At 38.0% G+C, this 19293-nt stretch carries 20 protein-coding genes; 3 read left to right on the top strand and 17 right to left on the bottom strand.

Annotated elements, in window-relative coordinates; all coding sequences use genetic code 11:
* Positions 1 to 48: 48 nt before the first annotated feature.
* Positions 49 to 198, top strand: a complete 150-nt coding sequence (locus DRW42_RS28860; protein WP_158544379.1) for a DUF6364 family protein — start codon at positions 49 to 51, stop codon at positions 196 to 198.
* Between the two features lie 303 nt (positions 199 to 501).
* Here the strand turns inward: DRW42_RS28860 and DRW42_RS21580 are convergent, their stop codons facing one another.
* From DRW42_RS21580 to hemA, 15 genes are all read right to left on the bottom strand, one after another.
* Positions 502 to 1320: an outer membrane beta-barrel protein gene (locus tag DRW42_RS21580; protein WP_113950915.1), complete on the bottom strand. Its 819-nt coding sequence runs from the start codon at positions 1318 to 1320 to the stop codon at positions 502 to 504.
* Positions 1321 to 1524: 204 nt separating this feature from the next.
* Complete coding sequence (locus DRW42_RS21575; protein ID WP_113950914.1) at positions 1525 to 2283, bottom strand: hypothetical protein; 759 nt, start codon at positions 2281 to 2283, stop codon at positions 1525 to 1527.
* Positions 2264 to 2833 (bottom strand): RNA polymerase sigma factor, encoded by a 570-nt coding sequence (locus tag DRW42_RS21570; RefSeq protein WP_113950913.1) that lies wholly within the window; start codon positions 2831 to 2833, stop codon positions 2264 to 2266. Before DRW42_RS21570 ends, DRW42_RS21575 begins: the two co-directional genes overlap by 20 nt.
* A 344-nt stretch (positions 2834 to 3177) precedes the next feature.
* On the bottom strand, positions 3178 to 4335 hold the full coding sequence (locus DRW42_RS21565; RefSeq protein WP_113950912.1) for a hypothetical protein: 1158 nt from the start codon (positions 4333 to 4335) through the stop codon (positions 3178 to 3180).
* 190 nt (positions 4336 to 4525) lie between these two features.
* Positions 4526 to 5086, bottom strand: coding sequence for a CopD family protein (locus tag DRW42_RS21560; protein WP_113950911.1), 561 nt, complete (start codon positions 5084 to 5086; stop codon positions 4526 to 4528).
* The gene (locus tag DRW42_RS21555) at positions 5083 to 5829 is read right to left on the bottom strand and encodes an ATPase (RefSeq protein WP_113950910.1); all 747 of its coding nucleotides are present in this window, start codon (positions 5827 to 5829) and stop codon (positions 5083 to 5085) included. Before DRW42_RS21555 ends, DRW42_RS21560 begins: the two co-directional genes overlap by 4 nt.
* A gap of 2 nt (positions 5830 to 5831) precedes the next feature.
* The gene (locus DRW42_RS21550; protein ID WP_113950909.1) at positions 5832 to 6065 is read right to left on the bottom strand and encodes a hypothetical protein; all 234 of its coding nucleotides are present in this window, start codon (positions 6063 to 6065) and stop codon (positions 5832 to 5834) included.
* A 54-nt stretch (positions 6066 to 6119) separates the two neighbouring features.
* Positions 6120 to 7145: a uroporphyrinogen decarboxylase gene (gene hemE / locus DRW42_RS21545; protein WP_113950908.1), complete on the bottom strand. Its 1026-nt coding sequence runs from the start codon at positions 7143 to 7145 to the stop codon at positions 6120 to 6122.
* A gap of 200 nt (positions 7146 to 7345) precedes the next feature.
* Positions 7346 to 7861, bottom strand: a complete 516-nt coding sequence (locus DRW42_RS21540; RefSeq protein ID WP_113950907.1) for a hypothetical protein — start codon at positions 7859 to 7861, stop codon at positions 7346 to 7348.
* Positions 7861 to 8565: a response regulator transcription factor gene (locus DRW42_RS21535; protein ID WP_010602455.1), complete on the bottom strand. Its 705-nt coding sequence runs from the start codon at positions 8563 to 8565 to the stop codon at positions 7861 to 7863. The genes DRW42_RS21540 and DRW42_RS21535 overlap by 1 nt, the downstream gene beginning before the upstream one ends.
* 8 nt (positions 8566 to 8573) lie before the next feature.
* Positions 8574 to 9440: a sensor histidine kinase gene (locus tag DRW42_RS21530; RefSeq protein ID WP_113950906.1), complete on the bottom strand. Its 867-nt coding sequence runs from the start codon at positions 9438 to 9440 to the stop codon at positions 8574 to 8576.
* Between the two features lie 130 nt (positions 9441 to 9570).
* Positions 9571 to 10941: a glutamate-1-semialdehyde 2,1-aminomutase gene (gene hemL / locus DRW42_RS21525; protein WP_113950905.1), complete on the bottom strand. Its 1371-nt coding sequence runs from the start codon at positions 10939 to 10941 to the stop codon at positions 9571 to 9573.
* 94 nt (positions 10942 to 11035) lie between these two features.
* Positions 11036 to 12004 (bottom strand): porphobilinogen synthase, encoded by a 969-nt coding sequence (gene hemB, locus DRW42_RS21520; RefSeq protein ID WP_113950904.1) that lies wholly within the window; start codon positions 12002 to 12004, stop codon positions 11036 to 11038.
* A 218-nt stretch (positions 12005 to 12222) separates the two neighbouring features.
* Positions 12223 to 13803, bottom strand: coding sequence for a hydroxymethylbilane synthase (hemC, locus tag DRW42_RS21515; protein ID WP_208643609.1), 1581 nt, complete (start codon positions 13801 to 13803; stop codon positions 12223 to 12225).
* Positions 13804 to 14479: 676 nt separating this feature from the next.
* Positions 14480 to 15712, bottom strand: a complete 1233-nt coding sequence (gene hemA / locus DRW42_RS21505; protein WP_113950901.1) for a glutamyl-tRNA reductase — start codon at positions 15710 to 15712, stop codon at positions 14480 to 14482.
* Between the two features lie 135 nt (positions 15713 to 15847).
* On the opposite strand from hemA, the gene DRW42_RS21500 reads away from it, so the two are divergent.
* On the top strand, positions 15848 to 16234 hold the full coding sequence (locus tag DRW42_RS21500; RefSeq protein ID WP_113950900.1) for a DoxX family protein: 387 nt from the start codon (positions 15848 to 15850) through the stop codon (positions 16232 to 16234).
* A 308-nt stretch (positions 16235 to 16542) separates the two neighbouring features.
* A complete protein-coding gene (locus tag DRW42_RS21495) occupies positions 16543 to 17370 on the top strand; it encodes an alpha/beta hydrolase family protein (protein WP_113950899.1) in 828 nt (275 codons plus the stop codon).
* A 14-nt stretch (positions 17371 to 17384) separates the two neighbouring features.
* Here the strand turns inward: DRW42_RS21495 and DRW42_RS21490 are convergent, their stop codons facing one another.
* Positions 17385 to 17738 carry a hypothetical protein gene (locus DRW42_RS21490; RefSeq protein ID WP_113950898.1) on the bottom strand — a complete coding sequence of 118 codons (354 nt, stop codon included), beginning with the start codon at positions 17736 to 17738 and terminating at the stop codon, positions 17385 to 17387.
* Positions 17739 to 17758: 20 nt separating this feature from the next.
* A complete protein-coding gene (locus DRW42_RS21485) occupies positions 17759 to 19033 on the bottom strand; it encodes a mechanosensitive ion channel family protein (RefSeq protein WP_113950897.1) in 1275 nt (424 codons plus the stop codon).
* Positions 19034 to 19293: the final 260 nt, after the last annotated feature.

The raw sequence follows: 19293 nt of genomic DNA, 5'->3' as shown, positions 1-19293 counted from the left end.
AAATTCACCACATCTGTATTTATCTTTAAATCAATAAAATACAAAGAGATGAAAGCTAAAATCACACTGATTCTTGATGATGCCGTTATAGAGCAGGCTAAAATTTATGCGGAGGAGCAAGGAATAAGTTTAGATGAATTTATGGAAAATTGCTTTAAATCCTTGATCGATGAGAAAAATCCTACGGAAACCTTATAACCTGAATTCGATTAATATTTATAAATTTAAATCAGTTTTAGGCTCCTTTTCTTAACGAGATTCGTCACCCTGAATTTATTTCAGGGTCTTTCAAGCGAAACAAATGCTTAAATAAAATTCAGCATGACGATTACGATTTAAATATCAGCAAGAGACTTTTAAATCAATCTTAATCTATAACCAAAAAATCCTGTCTCGCCTAACCGAAACAGGATCTGTTTTATTTATGTGTTACTTCTTTGTCCTTCGGACATCTGCCCTAAAGGAGGGAATTAAGTCAGACTAGTTTCGATAATTTAAAATTTAGTTTAATCCGAAAGTAACCCCGAAACTCATGTTTTTTAAACCAGCTTGCTGCGAAGTGGTAAACATATCGTTGAAATAATATTTAGTAAACAATCCTAAACCTCCGTAACCAAACCTTACTGTACCTCCGTAACGAACTGACTGGAAGTGATAACTATCATATTGTTTTTCTTTCCCACGTTCTGCACTGATTTGTTTGATTTTTCCGTTTAGCAAAAAGCTAACTTCAGGACCCAAAACCAGGTAAAATCTTTTGCCATTTTTGTTTTCGCTGGTACGGAATTCGAAGTTTAACGGAATGTGTACATAACTGCTCGAGAAACGATTTTTAGAAAAGTGTACAGGCGATTGATCGGTATAAACAAATTCGTTGGAGTTTTTAGCGATAGTGATGTCTTTTCTCAAACGGATCAATGTCCAGTCGAAACCACCAGCCACATAAACCTTAAAGTTAGAGTTAAAACGGTAGCCAAACTGTAAGATATCAAAAGAGAATGTACTGGTTTTTCCACCTTTATAATCCAAAAAATCGTTATTTGGGGATAAATTGAAGCTACCATTGTCAATTAATCTTGAAAAACCCCAGTCAACCCTCGTAAAGGTAATTCCACCCACAAAGCGGCCTTTTTTTGATGCAGCAACGGTTGAATCGCTTTTTTTATTCTCACCACCATTTAAGGTCATGTTAAGCGAAAAACTTCTTTTCTTTTTTATAATTGTATCTCTTACTACTGTATCTTGTTGAGCAAAAGCCCTTGGAGCCATAACACCGGCAAGTCCGCTTACCATAAGTGCTGTAAATATTAGACGTTTCATATTGGTGTGTTTATGTGTGATTTTGAATGAATGAATTATTGATGGTTTGAATGAGAAAATGTGTATGGTAAGGTTTAAATATTTTAAAGTTGAAAGGTTTAAATGTTATAAATGTTGTAATGTTGAATGTTATAAAGTTGAAATGTTAGCTATCTAAAACTAAAAACTGTCATTTGAAAACTGAAAACTGACCACTGTTAACTGCTATTTCTTGCGTTTACCGATTTTAAAAGGTCCGATATTGATCGACGAAAGCGAAGAATCATCATCATCCGTACGGAACTGAATCAGTTTATCTTTCCTCTTATCTACTTTGTTAACAATTATGTTAATTACATCGCCCATATTACGGATGCCTTTATTACTTTGTTCGTTATCATTAATCGGTTCGTCCGTTTTAATAGTTGTTGTGTTGCTTGCCGTTAACATATCTACTTTAGGTTGCAAAAGAATAACGGCGTCAATTTGTGCTTTAATATCTTTATTAGGTTCATCAACCTGTGCAATCATGGTTTCCTGTTTTTGCATTTCAGTGGCAGTAACAATCTGCAGTTTTTCTACAGGTTTAACAACATTTTGTTTAACCTTTGTTTTAGCAACAGCCTTTTCCGGTTTAGCCCCCACCGGCAATATTGGTGCAATATCTTTAACCGGTTCTATAACTTTAGGAAGATGATCTTTTACAACTGGTGCTTCCACTACCGGCTTAGGCTTTTCAATGTTGTTATTAGCCAGTTGTTTACCTTCACCACTATTATTTTGCTGTTGATAAACCAAAATCCCGATGGTAGCAATCAATAACACGGCAGCGGCTGATAACCAATAAATGGGTATAATCCTTTTTTTCTTAGGTGCTATTTCGCTTTCAATATTGCTCCATAAATCCCTCGAAGGTGTTACTTCTGCATCGGCAAAAGTATCCTTAAATAACTGATCAAAATCCTTATCCCGTATAGGTTGCATAACCAAATCCCTCCATTTTTATAATTTCTTCTTTTAATATTGTCCGTGCCCTCGATAACTGAGATTTACTTGCTCCTTCCGAAATGCCAAGCGCCTCTCCAATTTCTTTGTGCGAATAACCTTCTATCACATACATGTTAAAAACCATGCGGTAACCATCTGCCAGTTTTTGTATTACCTTCATCAGGTCCTGCATGCCCAAGGTACCAAAATCGAATCCGGTTGAGGGTTGTTCGTAAGCTTCATCAATTTCTACCACGTTTAAGCTGCGTAAATTTTTACGGTAACTTTCAATCGCGGTATTAACCATTACCCTCCTAATCCAGCCTTCAAAAGAGCCATCGCCCCTATACTCTTTTATTTTCTGAAAAATTTTGATGTAGCCCATCTGCAGCACATCTTCTGCCTCCATCCTATCTTTGGCGTAGCGCATGCAAACGGCGAGCATTTTCGATGCGGTTTGCTTATAAAGCAGCTCCTGCATCTTCCGGTCGCCAGCCTTGCAGCCTTCCATCAAATCGTTTATCGTATAGCTTCGCGTCAATTTCATTGTGTGTTTGTATATAGAAGATGGCAGATTACAAACAATGGTTGCATGGAGGAGAGAAAAAAGTTAAATAAAGTTAAAATCAGAATAAAATATATTGATTATCAGACAGATACAATTAAAAATAAATTTTCAGAAAGATATAAATTTTGATTTGGAAAGCAAAGGCAGAAGCATTTTTGAAGCGTTAGCCCCGCTATCCGCTCAAAGCCTTGGTTCGTTTCTCACCTTCGTGTTTTCCGCTGCTATCGGGTTTAGAAATTAATGGCAATGCTTAAAAACAAGAAACCTCGCAGGTTTTGAAAACCTGCGAGGTTTGAAATCGTATCACCTAAACCTTTCTACCTCTACCTTCCATCCTTTTTCACCTTAAACAATTTAAAATCCTGTTTGTAGGTTAAGAAAAACGAGTGGTTAAACTGTAGTTGTTTATCCGTGTTATCGAGATCGATATGCGGTTCGAAACGTACATCAAGATAAAAATGCGGAATCAGCTCTTTTTGGTAAGCATAACGCAACGAAACAATGTTCCTTGAACTCTGCCTTAAACCTTCGCTGTACAGGTTATCGGAAACCGATTCGTACAATGGCATACCTTTAATGGAAATAAAGTTATTGCCTTTCCAGTAAGAGGCCACCAAACTTCCCCATTTACTTTCTACACCGGCATTTAACCATAGGCCAAAACCACCCTGAAAGGCTCTTCTTTTATCTGGCGAAAAATCTTTATAAACAGCAATGTAGTTATCGGTGTATACCTGTTTAATATTGGTATTAATGTCTTTATGCAATTTTATACCGGTTGCGCCGTTAAACATGGTCGTAATCGGGATTTCTTTTAGAACATCAATTTGTCCGCCCTGGTGGAAAGCCAAAAACTGTGCTGGGATACTTAATTTCCAGTCGTCATTTTTGATTAAAAAACTTTCGGTTGATAAACCACCGATGATTTCTTCTTTGGCAGGATCTCCTTTATAAATCATTTTCTGCCAGGCAATCCAGGCATCCAGGGTAAATTTCTTGCGTTCTACCAATAACTGTGTTCCGTATTCAATCGGTGTAGTAATGGTTCTTTCAAAATCGTATAGTGGCTCAATATATTTGTGCTGAATATTTCCTTCTAAACTACCAAAAATCAAAGTAAGGTTTCGCTTGTGATATTTAACGCTGAATAACGGTTTTGCATCCGAAACACCGTTTCTACCAAAATCCTTTCTGATAAAAGCCCCTGCGGTAATGGCCAGGTTGGGGTGTGCATAATATACAATTTGCGGCTGCAATTGGGTTCCGTACAAAGTATAGCCATCGTGAAAATCGTTGGTATATTCGTAATTACGGACGTAGTTTAAATTGTAAAAATTAAAGTGAACTTCGTTTGTTAAACTGCTATCAGGCCTGATCCTGTTTTCGAAAGCCGATTGATTAAACTGGGCCGAAGCAAAATAAGAACTAAAAAGAAAAGTTATTAGTAGTAAGGACTTTTTCAGGTCCGAGGTTGTAAACATGCGCTTGGATTTTATCGCCCAAATTTAGAATAGTTTTTGGTTTATTTATCTGAAGAATAAGTGAAGTTTACGCAAAGTAAACAAAGCCGTTAACATGGTTGACCACGAAGGCACAAAGACACAAAGTTTTTTACACGCTTTTAATTACCAATAATATTCTTTGTGCCTTAGCGTCTTTGTGGTAAAAGATTTATTCACCTCGTTTCTTCCTATAGTTTTTATACAATCTAACGGCAATCATAATGGCCATGGCAACGCCCATAATACCAATTAAACCATAAATCCAGTTGATGGCACTTTTTAAGATCACGACAAATACAATGGCGATCATAAAAATGGTTGCCAGCTCGCGCCATAACCTCAATTGGAAGCTTGTTAGCTTGTATTGGTTATTTTTAAGCTGTTTAACGATATTTTGACAGATGAAATGATAGATAAGCAGACCAACAACAAAAGCCAGTTTTACCAACATCCAATCGGCTTGTAGCAGACCCTGGTTTAAAGTTAACATCGATGCTCCGGCTAAAACAGAAATAATCATGGCCGGGGTAGCAATAATTTTCCATAAAGTGGCCTCCATTTTAACAAACTGTTTCTGCAGAATGCTTTTCTCAGGCTCTGGTTTATCGTTTGCCTCGGTATGGTAAATAAAAAGACTTAAAATATAAAATAAACCGGCCATCCAGCTAATTACAAACACGATGTGTACTGCTTTAAAATACTGATAATATGGCAATAGGGTCTCTATCATTGTTTAATTTTATTCAAGATATAGGTTTCAATCCAATTCGGAATATTCAAAAATTCAAGATTTAAAATCCCATCCTTAATATTTCCAACATAATTATGTTTAGTCCCAGAATTATCCCAAAGATAAGTTTCATCAACTTCTTTTAGTATGTCTATAAGTAAATCCATTGTAAGAAAATAGCGTTTCTCAATCTTACTCCCATCAACAAAATGGCCGCCTTTTTTTACCCTATCTTTAACTCGTTCTAAATTCATTACTGGCGTTTCCGTTCCAATAAAATATAAATAAACTTTATAGTTATTTTGATGGGCAAATTCTATAAGAGCTAACTTGGATGGATGAGAAAAAACCGTTTCGAAAGTAAATGATTTCTTAGACTCAATTAATTTATGGCGGATAAAATCTGCTACTATTGCAAAATGATAAGAATTGTAATCAAGAAAATCATGTTTTCCTTTAACAATAACATTTTCTTTTATAACTAAATTCCAAATTTCTTTTGAGAAATCAGCCTTAGTATATAACCCATTTGATATACTGAATTTTTCAAATTCGGCTTGTGAACAAATAATATCGAACTCGGAAAGATTTAAAAAGTTATTTTTTTTAAAGTCCGACTCTAAATTATCGGCGTTTACGAAAAGTTTAGTAGAAAAATAGATTGGCTTAATTGAATTATAAATCGTTGTTTTTCTAGAGCCATTTGGCCCTGCAAAAATCCGAAGTTTAGGCTTAATAGCCATGATTAGAAAAGTTTGATCTTTTTCTTTTCAACTCTTTTTTTTGCAAAATTTCCAGAAGAAATTTTTACAGTTTCTCCACTATTGAAAGTTCTGTAAACACCATCCGCCTTTACTTCAGTTCTACCTAAATCCATAGCATCCACTACACGGAGAACATCATCCATCGTTTTATTTATGGCATTAATTACCTGTTTTATTGGCAATTTATCTTCGTCGCGTAATGATTTAACTGTCATGAATGATAAAGTTATTTAAGCTAATATAAGCAAAATGACTCGGAATTTAGGTTATTAATACCTAAACTCCTTCACTACCTCAATTGCATATTTCACATTATCGAAAGGAATATCAGGCATAATACCATGACCTAAGTTGAAAATAAAACCTTTGGTACCACGCATACGCTCAAATAACCTATGGATCTGTGCTTTAATCACCGCTTTATCGGCATATAAAATGTGCGGGTCTAAATTTCCCTGCACAGCAATACCAGTTGGTAAAGCATTTTTAATGTTCAATAAATCAGCATTCCAGTCAACAGAAATTACATCTGGTTTAGCTTCTGCCATAATTGGTGCAAAAACCGAACTTCCTTTGCAAAAAGAAATTACCGGAATATCTTTTCTGTTTAAGTTGGAAATAATTTCCTGAATATATTGGTGAGAAAACTCCTGATAATCATTCCATGATAAAGCAAGTGCCCAACTGTCGAAAATTTGAACAGCATTAACGCCGGCCGCAATCTGAAGGTTCAGATAATCAGCTGTTACTTTTGCAATTTTAGCCAGAAGTTTATGTGCCAATTCTGGCTGGTTATGGATAAAAAGTTTGGTTAATTTAAAATCTTTAGAAGAACCTCCTTCAATTAGGTAGCTCATCACCGTAAAGGGCGCACCAGCAAAACCAATCAATGGAATTTTGTTGTCGAGTCGCTGTTGAATCACTTTAATGGCATCAGCAACATATTGCAATTCATCTAAACAGTCAACATTTAGGTTTTCAATATCCTGAGCCGTACGTACCGGATTTGCAAATTTAGGACCAACGCCCTGAGTGAAACTTAAATCACCACCCATAGCCTCACCGGTTACCAAAATATCACAGAATAAAATCGCCGCATCAATATCCAGCAGATCAACCGGCAACATCGTTACATCAGCCGCAATCTCAGGAGTTTTGCACATCTCTAAAAAAGAGTATTTGTTTTTAATTTCCCAATATTGTGGCATAAAACGGCCTGCCTGGCGCATCATCCATACTGGTGGACGTTCGGTCTGTTTTGAAAATGCTGCGTCTAAAAATAAGTTATTCTTCATGATTTGTATTTGGTGTCGCGTTATCGTCACCCTGAATTCATTTCAGGGTCTAACTAAGAAAGATGCTGATCCCGAATATTCGGGACGGCATGACGACCGGGCTAAAATTTAATTTTGCAAAGGTATGAATAAAAAAAAAAACGAAGTACCTTTTTATCGCTAAACTGGTGCTCCGTTGTTCAAAATTGACAATTTTAATATTATATTTTGCTTATTTCTCTTTCAATTTTAACAATAATGTCTTTCGATCGTTGTGTTTCAGCTAATTCTTTTGCCAGTCTGGTATAAGCTTCTGCTCTTTCCCTGTCTTTTTTTCGCAAAGCTAGATTCGCCAAATGGATCAGTACATACGATTTTTCATTCTTACCCCCTACCGGAAAACGGCTGGCCAATTGAAAATGGTATTCGGCTTTATCGTAATCGTGCTCTTTAAGGGCCATATTTCCCTGCATAAATTCGTAATAACCTCGGCGGCTTTTCGCCAAACGCTCTGGCTTAGCTACCTCAGCCAACAATGCTTTGGTTTTTCCGAATTCGTTATTTTTGAAATGCTTTGATGCCATTAACACCGAACCATGCTTAAAATGGCTCCAAACAACAAAGGCAAATAATACACCCGAAACGGCAGCCAGCTGATATTGATTATAAAATACACAAACCAATGCAGCAAGCACAAAAACGGCTATTAAAGCATACCTGCCCTTATTATTGTACATTAATGACTATCGGTAAATTTATAACCCACACCACGGATTGAATGGAAATAAACCGGATTTTTCTGATCTGGTTCGAAATACTTACGGAACGTTAAGATAAAGTTATCAATCGTTCTGGTTGATGGATAAACATCATAATTCCAAACGGTTTCCAAAATCTGCTCTCGTGATACAGCATCGTTTTTACGCTCGATCAACAGTTTCAACAACATCGTTTCTTTTTTGGTTAACGGTGTGATGGTACCATCATCGTGTTTTAATTCGAAAGAGTTGAAATAGATTGTTTTATCACCGATTTTATAAGAGTTTAATTCTTTTAAATCGTCTGATTTTAAACTGCGTTTAACCAAAATACCAACGCGAAGGATTAATTCTTCTAAGTTGAATGGTTTTACCAGATAATCATCAGCTCCTTTTTTCAAGCCCAAAACACGATCTTCTGATGTATTTTTAGCAGTTAAAAACATGATCGGAACTTCTGCATTCTCTAAACGGATTGTTTCGCAAACCTGGAAACCATCCATTTCAGGCAACATAACATCTAATACGATTAGATTAAAGCGTTCTTCTTTAAAGATTTTAAGAGCGGTTTTACCGTCTTTAACGGCATGAACTTTATAACCTTCCAGTTCTAGGTTTAATTTGATAGCATCTAACAAGTGATCCTCGTCTTCTACCAATAGAATTCTTAATTTTTGTGACATAATTGAGATTAACTAAATGTTACTTCAAAAATACTTCCCTGGGGCAGATTGTCTTTTACTGTAATATCTGCATCATGGTATTGTAAAACCTCTTTCACAATAAACAAGCCTAAACCTGTTCCTTTCGCTTTTCTGACATTCTCGTTACCAACGCGGTAAAACTTATCAAATATCAACATTTTTTCGGGATCTGAAATACCCGGCCCTTTATCAATCACACTTAAATGAATATGTCCGTCCACATCGTTTAAATGCACATTTATCACATCACAAGGACTTGAATATTTTACTGCGTTTTCGATTAAATTGGTCACGACTGACGATAAGGCAAATTTGTCACCCACCAGCTGCAAATTTGGCTGAATTTGGGTACTGATCAGTTGTTCATTGCCACACGAATGAACCTGAAGTCTATCGGTGATTTTCGCTACCAGTTCTGAAAAGTTAAATTCTTCTTTAGGAAAAGTATAAGACCGGTTTTCGATTTTGGTGGCCAGCAACATATTTTCGACCAGATCATCCAACCGCTCAATATCTTTTAGTGAATTGTTGAGTAATGAAACCTGCCTTGCTTTATCCAAATCTCTTTTTACAATGGTTTGGATAGAAAGTTTTATCGCAGCCAAAGGCGATTTCAGTTCGTGCGTAATCGACATTAGGAAATTTTGTTGCTGTTCGCGCAGTTTATCTTCACCTTTTATCGATTGATGCAAAAAATATCCGCCAATGCAAAGTAAAAACAAAAATACCGATCCCTCACCCATAATCATCGTCATGCGGCTTGGCTGTAAACGCACCACCAAGGTTCCCCACGAAATGAGCTGAATCAATGCGTAAAGCAATAATGCGTAAAATATGATAATTGACTTCTTCATCTTTCGATTTTTTCCTTCGGTTTGATTAAACAGATTATTTGATTACACAGATTTTCTTTTGCACAATCTATTTCCCATTTTCCATCTTACCTCTTCCATGCTTCATGTCGCCACAAACCATCACTCAGAGTTACTTTTTAAACACCAGATCTAACGCTTCAAATATGGCACGTTTCGCTTTCTCCAGTTCGATCTTTGTATGTGCTGAAGATACGAAACCAACTTCATATCCCGATGGACCTAAATAAATTCCCCTGTTTAATAATTCGCGGTGCATCACTTTGAATTTCTCCATGCTGCCAGCATCAATATCATCAGCCGATTGGATTTTATCTTTGTCGGTAAAAGCGAACCAAAAGATAGAACCAATGGTAAATACTTTAAATTTATAGTTACGTGCTGTTGCAAAACGCTGAATGCTGGCCACAAATTCCTGTGCTTTGGCATTTAGGTCTTTATAAAAGCCCGATTTATTCAGTTCTGTCAGGGTTGCAATACCCGCAGCCATGGCCACCGGGTTGCCTGACAGTGTTCCTGCCTGGTATACACCACCATCTGGAGAGATATGCGCCATAATTTCTGCGCGTGCACCATACATGCCTACAGGTAAACCACCACCGATGATTTTGCCATAGGTAACAATATCGGGTGTAATGCCATAATGTGCAGCTGCACCTTCAAAACCGATCCTGAATCCGGTAATTACTTCATCAAAAATTAAAAGTGAACCGTTATCGGTACAGATTTTACGTAAGAACTGGATATATGCTTCATCCTGCATAATCAAACCATTGTTTGCAGGGATTCCTTCGATAATTACCGCAGCAATCTGATCTTTAAACTGCTCGAAAGCCTGTTCGATAGCCGTTGTATCATTTAAAGGCACCACAATGGTTTCTTCAGCAAAAGATTTTGGCACACCGGCAGAAGAAGTTTCGCCAAAAGTAACCAAACCTGAGCCTGCTTTAACCAGTAGCGAATCGCTATGACCATGGTAACAACCTTCGAATTTTAAAATTTTATCGCGACCAGTGAAGCCTCTTGCCAAACGGATGGCCGACATTACGGCTTCGGTACCCGAACTGGTGAAACGAATTTTCTCAACAAAGCGGTTGTTTTTGATGATCAGCTCGGCCAGTTCATTTTCTAAAGCGGTTGGTGCACCAAAGCTCATTCCGTTCTGCATTACTTCGGTAACTTTTTCGCGGATTTTTGGATTGTTGTGCCCTAAAATTAATGGTCCCCAGCTACCGCAGAAATCGATAAACTGATTGCCATCAGCATCCCAGATATAACAGCCATCACCTTTTTCGATAAAAAGCGGTGTTCCATAAACCGATTTAAATGCCCTAACGGGAGAATTTACACCACCAGGGAAATACGTTTTTGACTTTTCGTACAATTCGGCAGATTTTACCCTCGAAATATCTGGTTTACTCCCGGTATTTACCGGAATATCGGCTTCGTTACCCGAAAATATTTTTTTTAATGAATCTAACATTTTATTAAGCTAAAAGCAGAAAGACTAAAGCTAAAAGAAAGAATCAATCGCCTAACTTGGCCTTTGGTCTTTCAGCTTTAAGCTTTCTGCTTAATTACATCCAGTTGTTATTTAAAATATCTTTAATATGGTAAGTGGTAATAATGCTCGCACCGGCACGGGCAAAGGCATGCATGGTTTCCATTACTACTTTTTGTTCGTCAATCCATCCGCGTTCGGCAGCAGCTTTAACCATAGAATACTCGCCCGATACGTTGTACACTGCAATAGGCAGATTGGTGTCTTGTTTTAACCTCTGGATAATGTCGAGATAAGCTAAACCTGGTTTCACCATTAGTACATCAGCGCCTTCCTGTTCATCTAAAGCTGCTTCACGTAAGGCCTCCAACGGGTTTCTGAAATCCATTTGATAAGCTTTTCTGTCGCCTTTACTTGGTGCACAATCTGCAGCCTCTCTAAAAGGGCCATAATAAGCAGAAGCAAATTTAGTAGCGTGGCTCATAATGGCCGCATTTACAAAACCATTTTCATCCAGCAGGTTACGCATGGCTTCGATACGGCCATCCATCATGTCAGACGGGGCAAACATATCGGCACCAGCTTCGGCATGCGTTAAAGCCATTTTAGCGATTACCTCAACCGTTTTATCGTTTTGAACGTAATCATTTTCTAAAATACCGCAATGGCCGTGGGTAGTGTAAGAACATACGCAAACATCGGTAATAACATATAAATCATCACCGAACTGTTTTTTGAGTTCGCGCACCGCAGTTGGAACTAGGGAATGATCGTGATAAGCTGATTTTGCATCTTCCGACTTTTCGTCACCAACACCAAAAAGCATGATTTTGTTGAGTCCCTTTTTTATTCCGGTCTCTACATCTTTCACCAGTGCATCAACCGAATAATGGTTTACGCCTGGCATGGCATCAATGGCATGGGTAACGTTATTGCCTGGCACTACAAAGTAAGGGTACACAAACATATCTTTCGATAACCGGGTTTCGGCTACCAGCTCTCTCACCAACGGGTTTTTCCTTAATCTACGCGGACGGTTTAACATTTTTTAGTATTAAGTATTTATTATCAAGTATCAAGACTTGAGTTTTATTTTTCTTTTGGGGTGATGGCACAGATTGGAGGATTTCTGCTTGGAGTATCAAGATTTTAGTATCAAGTAGTAAGGATGAATATTTAGTATTAAGACGGGTATATCTTAAACTTTATCCCTAAACCTTTCATCACTCTATCTTAAACCTTCCTACCCTCAGCCTTCCAACCTTACCTTATCTCTATCCCAAACACTGCTTCGGCCAATCCAATTTCATCAGGCGAATAAGGCAATGCATATTTAACGCCCATTTCGTCGAATTTTTTACCTGTAGAGTTACCGATGGCAATTACCTGCTGACCGGGTTCCAATAAATTATCAGCGAAATAAGCATCTACATTTGATGGACTGGTAAAAATCAGCACATCGGCATAACTTTGATCGATATCTTCTTCGATTACGGTTTCGTAAATTGGCAGGTCGATTATTTTAGCATCAGCTGGCAACGATTTTTGAATTGACTGCAAAGAATCCTGCGCCCTTGGAAATAATATCTGCTGACCGCTTACCAATTTTGCAAAATCTTCAGCTACTTCGGTGATATCGCCACTTGCACCAACGAAATCGGCAACATGACCAAATTTACGCAATGCATCCTCTGAACCTCTTCCTACTACACCAAATTTGGTTTTCTTTGGCAATACAGGTTTTAAATTGAAAAAGTATTCTACACTGTTACGGCTGCTGAAGAAAATCCAGTCAACATGCCTCAAAATAAACTGATCTAAAACCGTTACAATCGGGAACGTACGGATTAGCGAACGCCCTTCTATTTCTATATTATTATTTTCTAAAGCCCTGCGGAAATAACTGTGTTCGCCAATTTCGCGTGAGATGAAAACCTTAGCCGGTTTCTTTCTTTCTACATTAAACTTAGCCACAATTTTCTCTGCCAAACCTTCGGTAGTATCGGCACGTAAGAACAAGCGCTCCGGAAAATCTTCGGCAGTTTCTGCTTTTGATGTCCAGATTTCGAATTTTCCGTTTTCCTTTTTGCAATAACAGCCTAGAGGCATGTGGCAACCACCTTCGAAAAGATTTAACACTTTACGTTCAACATTAACTGTTTCGGCAGTTTCAGGATCATGAAGTTTTTGAAGTGCATCAAAAAGCTCAGTATCATTTTCCCTGATCTGAATGGCCAGAGCGCCCTGTGCCGGTGCAGGAATAAACTCCGTAGTTTCGAGTTCCTCCACATGTAAATCGCTCACATCAAGATTCAAACGTTTAACACCTGCTTTGGCAATTAAAATGGCATCGTAATCTTCATCGCGGAGTTTCTGGATACGGGTTGGTACGTTCCCACGCAAATCTTCCACCTCCAAATCCGGACGCAAACCCAACAACTGGGCTTTACGACGGTTGGAAGATGTACCCACCATAGCACCTTTTTTTAGTGAAAGTTTCTGCGAAACATCAACACAATCCTTTAAAATCAAAAGATATTCACTCGCTTCTTCGCGCGGCGGCAAAGCAGCAATGGTTAATCCTTCAGGGTGTGTGGTTGGTAAATCTTTAAGACAATGTACTGCCAAATCGATGGTACCACCCAAAAGCTCTTCTTCCAGTTCTTTAGTAAAAAAGCCTTTGCCTTCCAGTTTATCCAATCTTAAATTCAGGATTTTATCACCCTGTGTTTTAATGATTTTTATTTCTGCTTCAATTCCGATGGCCGCAAGTTCATTTTTGATATGATTTGCCTGCCATAAAGCCAAGTCGCTACCGCGTGTTCCGATGGTTAATTTCTTCACTATTAAAGTTAAATGAACTGCAAATTTAAGTTAATTAGTGGTTTATACCATGAATTGTTTAAAAATGAGACAGTGAGGTTACAGAAGGGAGAATTTAAAGGATTTCTGTGACATTAAGCGATAAATTTTGTCAATTCTGAGCGTAGCGAAGAATCTTTGAGTGACGCGTGTAACTATTAATGATGTAATTTTTTTCCTCACGCCGCAGTCTTGCCTCGGCTACCGATAAAGAGCGGTACAGGTTCGCCGCCGCCGAAGGGCTCCTTCTTTTTGGCGTCAAAAAGAACCAAAACCGAGGCTTGCCGAGCTCATTAATGCAAATAAAAAAGATAAACAGTTTATTAATAAAACGCCGGCTGAAAACTTTTCTTTGAAAGTCAGTGGGGTGGCTGGGTCGGCGGAACCCGAAAAATTTGTTAGGCCGGATTTTAGCAGAACGGCGAGGTAGTGCTTTGGCCTAGCTGGGCGGAAATGCAAACGACCGGTAAATACTTATTATTTTGAATTACTAAATAGTCGAGAAATCTGTTTCGAGATAGATCTCTCCATTCCGCTTCGCTACAGTCGAGATGACGCCTTGTATTAAAAGGATGACAGGAATGCAAATGCAGAAAAAAGATTAATAAAGAAACTAAACTTAGTGTTTTTTGCGCCTACCCTCAGCGAATCTTTACGGTTAAACTTCAGATTGGTTAACCAGAATTTCTTTAGCCATTACCATTGGTACGCTAATGTATTTTTTCTCCATGTAGTTCATTACGCGTTCCAAAACTTCACGCGAGGCTTCGTCCATCTGACTAATTTCATCAGCAAATACACCATTAATGGCGGTATTTTTGATTTCTTTAATCTTTCTTGGCACTTCCTGCATGGCCAGTTCGATACGGCGTTGTTTTAAAACAGAGAAAAATTCGGTAATGTTAGTGCTGATGATTTCTTCGGCATGTACCAGTTCGTTATAACGTTCCTGGATGTTTTTACGAGCCACTTCTTTCAGCGATTCAACTTCGATATAATGAACCGGATTGTTATGAATCACAGCGGGGGTAACATCGTTAGGAATGGCCAGATCGACAATTACTTTTTTGCCAGTATCGCCGTTTAGCAATTTGGCATAAAGTTCTTCGGTAATAATGGCTTCGGTAGAACCTGTACAGGTAATAATTACATCAAAACCTTCGTTAAAATCTTCGAGTGCGCTTAAAGGATAAGCTTTTCCGTTTAATTCTTCAGCCAATGTTTCGGCTTTAGAAAGTGTACGGTTAAAAATCGAGAAGTTTGAGTATTTATGCTTGTTAAGGTATTTTGCAATATTCTGGTTGGTTTCGCCGGCACCGATAATGAGGATGCGCGAGTTACCGCACATGTTCAGTTCTTTTAACTTGCGGTAAGCCAATGAAACAACAGAAACGGGATTTTTCGAAATATTGGTGTGTGTATAAACTTCTTTCGCTGTTTTAACCACACGCTCCATAATCATGCGCATGTAATCGCCGGTAAAACCTGCCTCGCGACAGTTTTCGTAAGCCCTGCGGATTTGCGCAAGAATTTCCTTTTCGCCAACCACCAAACTCTCTAAAGAGCACGATGTTCTTAATAAATGGTTAAAGGCTTCTTCATTTTCGTAAACCGAAACACTATCAAGAAAACGCTCCATAAATTCCGGAGGTAATCCCATATCCAAAACGGTAAGAAATCTGGTTACAAATTCTTTGTCGGTTTTCTCTTTGGTAAGAAAAACAAACTCAACGCGGTTACAGGTTCCGATATAGAAAATTTCGCTAACGGGAAGCTCTGCCTGAACATTCTTCAACCTGCTATCTAGACTTTGATCACAAATAACTAATTTCCCTAAAGATTTCAGGTCGATGTGGTGATGCGTAAAAGCTATTACTTTTAAATATTCCAAGTGCTCCGTTATTAACTATTATCGGGATACAAAAGTAACAGGCTTGGTGCATGTCACAGTCATTAATCTGTAATTTACATCAATTTAGAACGGTTTTAAATAGTGACAATTCAGATAATCCCGTATATACTGATTATGAAAAACAAACCAATTTATACCATTTTTCTCTGGATCTATGCCTTCTTTTACATTCTAGCCGGATGTAACCACTTTTTATCCACTGCAGTATACTACGTTATTATGCCCAAATGGTTGCCTGCACCGGGCTTTTTAATTTACATTTCGGGAGTACTGGAAATCATTTTTGGTATTTTATTGCTATTTAAAAAGACGAGAAGGCTTGCTGCAATGTTAATTATCCTGATGTTGATTGCTTTTATGCCTGCACATATCTACATGATCCAGAAAGCACCGTTCATTTTGGGAAAAATATTGGTTACACCATTTATTGCATGGGCCAGGTTGCCTTTTCAGGTATTTTTTATCAGCTGGGCCTGGTATTATTATAAAAAGATGGTTTAATTATTTTTTGAAAAGCAAAACCTGCATTTCATTTTTGAGTTAGTCCCGCTTTTCGCTTTACTTCGTTGCACTCGTGCTCGCTCCAATCGGGTTTAGGTAACATTGGTCTCTGCTACTATTACCGGTTTTCTTCTTAAAGACACGTCATTTCGACCGCAGCGGAGAAATCTATATCATCAGCTTAATAAATAGATTTCTCTCCTGAACATTCTGGATTGCACTACAGCCGAAATGACGACCTCTACTAAAAACCACACAACAAAATTTGATTTCGTAGGTTTATATTTTATACCAATTCCTTTTAGATTATGATTACACAAAGCAATTTTAGCCTCAGCGGTTCAGACGGAAAATTAATTATCGGCGATATCACTTTTGATGAAAAAAACCCGAATACGCCTATCATACTTTTTGTACACGGCTTTAAAGGTTTTAAAGATTGGGGTGCCCATAATTTAGTAGCCAGGTATTTTGCCAGCAATGGTTACCGTTACGTTAAGTTTAATTTATCGCATAGTGGTGTACCTGTTGATGACCCCAAAGATGTTACCGATATGGAAGCTTTTGCCAGCAATACCGTATCGAAAGAACTTTTTGATTTAAATGCCGTACTCGATTTCATCGAACAGGCCTATGGTACCGGCACCAAAGTAAACCTGATTGGACATAGCCGTGGTGGTGGTTTATCAATTATTGAAGCAGCAAACGATTTAAGAATAAACAAACTGATTACCTGGAGCGCCATTGCCGATTTTAACAGTTTATGGAAAAAAGAACAGGAAGCAGAGTGGAAAAAAACCGGAAAAATCTTCGTTACCAATGCCCGCACCAAGGAGCAAATGCCTTTAAATATAACTTTATTGGAAGATTTGCAGGAAAATGCAGCTGCATTGAATATTATAGATGCTGCAAAGCGGATCAATATTCCATGGTTAATTATCCATGGGGATGATGATGTAAATGTTCCTATCGAAACGGCCCAAACCCTGGCCGAAGCCAACCCGGGCAGTAGATTGGTTAAAATTGAAGGGGCCAACCATGTTTATGGTGCTTCGCAGCCTTATACCAACGAAACTTTGCCACCGCTGTTATTTAAGGTTTGCGAAAAAGTTTTGACTTTTTTAAATGAAGAATAATTAAAACATAATTATCAACTACGAAACCAATTAGTTCCTTTCTTGATTTTGATCAGGCCTTTCATAGTGCTGATTAAATCTGGATCATGTAAATATTCGGGGGCACCGAAGGTTAAGATTAGTTTAAAATGTTTGGCAATTTCATCTAGTGTTTTTGCAGATGCTTTAATTTCACCTTCAAACCAGTTATTCCAAGCCATCAGTACCATTTCGCTGTCTTTTTCGAAACGGTAAAAATCAAAATCAACTCCTTTGTCGAAAAGTTTTTCGTCGTATTCGGCAGTTAATTTCCAACCATTTTCTTTTAAGAAGTTAATTACCGCATAAAATACATCAGTATCGATATTGGTTGCAATTTTTGTTTCCATGGCATATAAGTATAAGGCTATTAATCATCTCCTCTCCTAACAAAATTGCGCATATCGCTTCCACTTGGGCTTTGGAAAATCTCGAGGTCGAAATAAGGTACTGCAGCCAGCAGATGGTCAAAAATATCGGCTGCTACTTCTTCAAAACGTTTTAAGCCTTTTTCTTTCGAAAAAACATAAATCTCAATGGGCAGTCCGTTTTCTGTAGCCTGCAACTGGCGCACCATAAAGGTTAAATTTTTATTGATATGCGGATTACTTTCGAGGTATTTTTCGGCATAAACCCTAAAAGTTCCAATGTTGGTCATGTGGCGGCCATTAACCAGGTTGTTGGGGTTTACGGTATTTTCGGCATTGTAACGTTCAATAAAAGCTTGCGTTTCTTTGAGGTAATCTTTCAAAAAATCAATACTCTGTAACCTTCCGATCAATTCCTCATCGCAGAATTTAATACTGGAAATTTTAATGTTAATATGCCTTTTAATCCGCCTGCCCTCGCTCTCTTCCATGGCACGCCAGTTTTTAAACGATTCGCTTACAATGGCATAACTTGGCACAATGGTTACCGTTTTATCCCAGTTTCGTACTTTAATTGTGGTTAAATTAATCTCGGTTACTTCGCCATCGGCACCATATTTTTCAACCGTAATCCAGTCGCCTACCCTTACCAGATCAATGGCACTCATCTGTACTGAAGCTACGAAACCTAAAATCGGATCCCTGAAAACCAATATGAAAACTGCGGTAACGGCACCAAAACCACCGAAAACATATACCGGCGATTCGCCTAAAATAATCGACAGGATAAGTACAAAACCGACAATATAAAATACAATTTTGGCTACCTGCTTATAACTTCTGATGGGTTTATCGGCATATTTCTTTGAGGCTTCCATGATCGAAACCACTGCATTTAAAAACGCATTTATGGCAAACATTACTGCCAAAACCATGTATATTTTGGCAAAAATCAAAGCATAAAAATGCCAGTTTTTAAAATAGATAAAAAGATAGGGCACAACATTGTAAATGATATAAGCGCCAAATATTAAAGCTATGGCCCTAAAAACACGAAACTCGAACAATGCTTTCTGCCAGTCGGATTTGGTTCTGGCACTTTTTACCACCACGATAAAAACCTGCCTGGTTACAAAAATGGTGATGAAGAGAAATAAAATAACACCGGCCAGTCCGATAAAAAAATAAGCATAAACGAGTTCATTACCGGCAAGGCCTTTAGCTGCAAGCCAGTTTCTAAGTTCGTTAAAGAGGTACTGAAACTCGGTGATTTTCATCAAGGCAATTTATGATTTATTGGTCAGAAAATTAAATGGTGTACGACTCGTCTGTAATATAATTAACCACAGATGAACACGGATACACACAGGTGAAATCCATGTGTATCTGTTTTTTATCTCTATTGCTATAACTCCTCGGTCTGTGTCTCCACAGACCACGGCGGACACAGACCACGGCAAAAAAAATAAAAATGAGCTAACTAAGGTTGAATATACTGGTCTGTGGAGACACCAATGCTATTAACTTAAGCTATTTA

This window comes from Pedobacter miscanthi (assembly GCF_003315595.1).
Taxonomy (GTDB): domain Bacteria; phylum Bacteroidota; class Bacteroidia; order Sphingobacteriales; family Sphingobacteriaceae; genus Pedobacter; species Pedobacter miscanthi.
Note: the sequence above shows the minus strand (reverse complement) of the source record. Positions and strands in the feature narration are given on the sequence as shown.